Annotated in this window: 3 protein-coding genes; all 3 read left to right on the forward strand. The window is 65.5% G+C overall.

Annotated features, from left to right (window positions below; genetic code table 11):
• Positions 1 to 1052 (forward strand): cell division protein ZapE (zapE, locus tag HUK82_RS14585; protein ID WP_176614646.1); only part of this gene is annotated, 1052 nt, incomplete at its 5' end.
• Between the two features lie 333 nt (positions 1053 to 1385).
• Complete coding sequence (locus HUK82_RS14590) at positions 1386 to 4253, forward strand: 2-oxoglutarate dehydrogenase E1 component (RefSeq protein ID WP_176614647.1); 2868 nt, start codon at positions 1386 to 1388, stop codon at positions 4251 to 4253.
• 135 nt (positions 4254 to 4388) lie between these two features.
• A partial coding sequence (locus HUK82_RS14595; protein ID WP_305144412.1) for a biotin/lipoyl-containing protein occupies positions 4389 to 4689 on the forward strand: 301 nt, incomplete at its 3' end.

The raw sequence follows: 4689 nt of genomic DNA on the forward strand, positions 1-4689 counted from the left end.
CCTACCGCCCTGCTCCGCCGCAGGCCCGCGCCGGCGGTCTGCTGGGAAGCCTGAAGGCACGTCTGGCCAAGCCGCCGCCGCCACGCCCGCGCGGCGTCTATATGGTCGGACAGGTGGGGCGCGGCAAATCGATGCTGATGGACCTGTTCTTCGCCCTGGCCCCCGTCCCGCACAAGCGGCGCGTACACTTCCATGCCTTCATGCAGGAAACCCACAAGCGGCTGCATGCCATGAAGGCCGCCGACCCGTCGTTGCGCGACCCGATTCCGCCACTGGCGCGTGCCATTGCCGCCGATGCGTGGCTGCTGTGCTTTGACGAATTTCAGGTCAACGATATCACGGATGCCATGATCCTCGGGCGCTTGTTCGAGTATCTGTTCGACCAGGGCGTGGTCGTCGTCGCGACGTCGAACACCCGTCCCGGCGACCTGTTCCAGAACCGGCCCGGCGCCGACGCCTTCCGACCCTTCATCGCGATCCTGCAACGTGAGCTGGACACGATCGAGCTCGATTCGCCCAACGACTATCGTCGCGGGCGCGAGGAAACGGGTCGCATCTGGCTCGTCCCGCCCGATGCCCGCGCCGAACGCGAACTCGACCGCATTTTCGAGCGCGAGTCCGCCGGCTCGCCGGTTCAGCCCGTCGTGCTGGACGTCATGGGCCGCGCCTTCGATGTCCCTGTCGCGGCCGGCGACGTGGCGCGTTTCGATTTCGAGCATCTGTGCGACCGCGCGCTCGGCGCGGGTGATTATCTCGCCCTGGCGCAGCGCTTTCGCGTGCTGATCGTCGACGGCGTGCCGCGCCTGGGGCCGGACAATTTCGACGTCGCCCGTCGCTTCATCACGCTGGTCGACACACTGTATGAGCAGAAGGTCAGATTTTATGCATCCGCCGAGGATGTGCCCGACCGGCTCTATGAACGTGGCGAAGGCGCCGTGGCCTTCGAACGCACGGCCTCACGGCTGGAAGAGATGCGTTCCGATACCTGGGGTACGGCGGCCGAGGCAGACGATACGGCTGTCGAACAGGCGCAGCAGCCCGCCGGTGCATGACCCGTGGCGTGGCGACCGTCCCGTCCCGCGTCGCCATCCCCGCAGCCACACCCGGACCACCGGGACGAACACATGATCGTGTTTGTGCCCCGCCACGTCGCACCACCGTCCCGGTTTGGCCTATTTCTTGCTTTAACCCCCGTATGTCCGAGGATTTCTGACGCGAACGAAGGGGTTCGTATGCGCAACGAGCAAGGCAGACCATGCTGAATGATGGCCTCCGCATTACCGATGCGGCGCTAGAGTGCCGACAACACGCGGCCGGTTGCCAGCGCGCATCGGCACGACAAAAAACAGACGACGGCAAAAAGCCGGTTGCGAGGGGAAACGCGAATGCCTGGGATTGATGTTCTGTCCGGCGCGCTAAGCGGCGCCAATACGGTCTATCTGGCCGACCTGTACGCACGCTGGGCCGAAGATCCCGCCGGCGTCGATCCGTCCTTCGCGGCGATCTTCGCCGCCATGGACGACGAGGCGGCAGCCGTCCTGCACGATGCGACGGGCGCGTCCTGGGCGCCCCGCGCCTCCATGATCGAGGACGAGGTCGCAGCCCCCGTTGCCGTCGCCACCCCCGCTTCGGCCGAAGGCGTCATTGCCGCAGCGCAGGACAGCCTGCGGGCCACGCAACTCATTCGCGCCTATCGCGTGCGCGGCCATCTCGAGGCACGGCTCGATCCGCTCGGCCTTCAGGTCCCCAAGCCGCACGCCGACCTGGATCCCGCGACCTATGGCTTCGGCCCGGACGATCTGGATCGGCCGATCTATCTCGGCCAGATCGTGGCATCCCTTCTGGGTGACAACGCCACCGCGACGGTCAACCAGATCGTGGCTGCCCTCCGCAGCGTCTATTGCGGCCCGATCGGCACCGAATACATGCATGTCCAGAACCCCGAGCAGCGGCTCTGGCTTCAGGCCCGTCTGGAAGGCGACAACTGGCGCACCGGCACGACGGCCACCGAAAAGAAAGCGATCCTGCACCACCTGACCGAGGCCGAAGGGTTCGAGGCTTTTTGCCAGAAGCGCTATGTCGGCACGAAGCGTTTCGGTCTTGAGGGTGGCGAGGTCACCATTCCCGCGCTGCACGCCATCATCGATCAGGCTGCCACGGGGGGCGTCCGTTCGGTGGCGATCGGCATGCCCCATCGCGGGCGCCTGAACACGCTCGTCAACATCGTGCGCAAACCCTATGTCGCGATCTTCTCGGAGTTCGCCGGTGGGTCATTCAAGCCCGACGACGTTCAGGGCTCGGGCGACGTGAAATATCATCTGGGCACGTCGACCGACATCGAGGTCGACGGCAAACCCGTCCATCTGTCCCTGCAACCCAACCCCTCTCATCTTGAAGCCGTCGACCCCGTGGTCATCGGCAAGGTCCGCGCGACCCAGGACGATGACGGCGACACCCAGGGCCGCCACGCGCATATGGCGCTGCTGCTGCACGGCGATGCGGCGTTCGCCGGCCAGGGTCTGGTATACGAGACGATGGCGATGTCGCAGCTCATCGGCTATCGCACCGGCGGCACGATCCATGTCGTAGTGAACAACCAGATCGGCTTCACCACTGTCTCGGCCCACGCGTATTCGGGCCTGTACTGCACCGATATTGCCAAGGCCGTTCAGGCACCGATCCTGCACGTCAACGGGGACGAGCCCGAGGCCGTTATCTATTGCGCCCGTCTTGCCGCCGATTTCCGCCAGAAATTCGCGACCGATATCGTGCTGGACATCGTGTGTTACCGCCGTCACGGCCACAACGAATCCGACGAGCCCTCCTTCACCCAGCCGATCATGTACAAGGCCATCGCCGCCCGTCCGACGGCGCGCACCCTGTATGCGGAGCAGCTCGTTCGCAACGGAACGGTCACCGAAGCCGAAGCCAGCACCCAGTGGGACGCATTCCAGGACAAGCTGGACGAAGCGTTCAAGACGGCCCAGGACTATCGCCCCAACAAGGCCGACTGGCTGGAAGGCGCGTGGGCCGGACTGACGCCGCCGGGCAAGGAAGAGGCGCCACAGCCGGAAACCGGCCTTTCGAACGAGACGCTGCAGGCGATCGGCACGTCGCTGGGCACCGTGCCCAAGGGTTTCACCGGCCATCCCCGCATCCTGCGCCAGCTGCGCGGCAAGCTTGAGATGTTCAAGTCGGGCGAAGGCATCGACTGGGCGACGGGCGAGGCACTGGGCTTCGGTTCGCTGCTGCTCGAAAATCACCGCGTCCGGCTGTCGGGCGAGGACTGCCAGCGCGGGACATTCAGCCAGCGCCATGCCGTTCTGATCGACCAGATCAACCAGAATGAATATGTGCCGCTGAACAACATCCGCCCGGAGCAGGCCAAGATCGAGGTCTACAACTCGCTGCTGTCAGAATTCGGCGTCCTTGGCGTGGAATACGGCTATTCGCTGGCCGACCCGAACACGCTGGTCCTGTGGGAAGGCCAGTTCGGTGATTTCGCCAACGGTGCGCAGGTGATCATCGACCAGTTCATCGCCTCGGGCGAGACGAAGTGGCTGCGTATGTCCGGCCTGGTGATGCTGCTGCCCCACGGCTATGAGGGGCAGGGCCCCGAGCATTCCTCCGCGCGTCTGGAACGCTACCTCCAGCTCTGCGCCGAGAACAACATGCAGGTCTGCAACCTGACCACGCCAGCGAACTACTTCCACGCCCTGCGCCGTCAGCTTGCACATTCGTGGCGCAAACCGCTGATCCTGATGACGCCGAAATCGCTTCTGCGCCACAAGCTCGCGGTGTCGACACTTGCCGAGTTCGGGCCGGGTACGCGCTTCCAGCCGGTGATCGGCGAGATCGATACGATCGCAGCCGACAAGAGCATCGAGCGCGTCGTGATCTGCTCGGGCAAGGTGTACTACGACCTGCTGGCCGAACGCCGCGAGGGCAAGCTCGACCGCGTGGCCATCGTCCGCCTGGAACAGTTCTACCCGTTCCCGGCCGAGGCCTTGGCCAAGGAACTGGCGCGTTATCCCGCCGCCAAGGTGATCTGGTGCCAGGAAGAGCCCGAGAACAACGGCGGATGGCAGTTCGTCGATCGCCGGATCGAGGGTGTACTGACGGGCCTGAAGCACAAGGCAGGGCGACCGTCCTATGTCGGACGCGACGCCGCGGCGAGTCCGGCCACCGGTCTGGCCAAAATCCATGCCGCGCAACAGGCCTTGCTGGTACGTCAGGCGCTCGGAACTGCCTGACGACGTTCCCCGGACGGCGTCCGGGCCGCCCGGCACGGGGTGGCCGGCACGCCGCGCGGGTGTGTAAAACGAGTTGAGAAGAACGGTCGACCCATACAGCGCGGTCCGATCGCACAAGAGGGAAACGGGGAAGACATGTCTGTCGATATCAAGGTGCCGACGCTGGGCGAGAGCGTCACGACCGCGACCATCGCCCGCTGGCTCAAGCAGCCGGGCGAGGCCGTGAAGGCCGACGAGCCTGTGGTGGAACTCGAGACCGACAAGGTCAGCGTCGAAGTCGCGGCCCCCGAAGCCGGCGTGCTGGGCAAACACGCGGTTGAGGAAGGTGCCGAAGTCGAGGTCGGCAGCCTGCTCGCCATCGTTGAGGCCGGCAGCGGCACCACGGCACCGGCGCCCGCCAAGGTAGCGGCGGAACCTGCCAAGGCGGCCGCACACC

Source organism: Ameyamaea chiangmaiensis (assembly GCF_013376175.1).
GTDB classification, from domain to species: Bacteria; Pseudomonadota; Alphaproteobacteria; order Acetobacterales; family Acetobacteraceae; genus Ameyamaea; species Ameyamaea chiangmaiensis.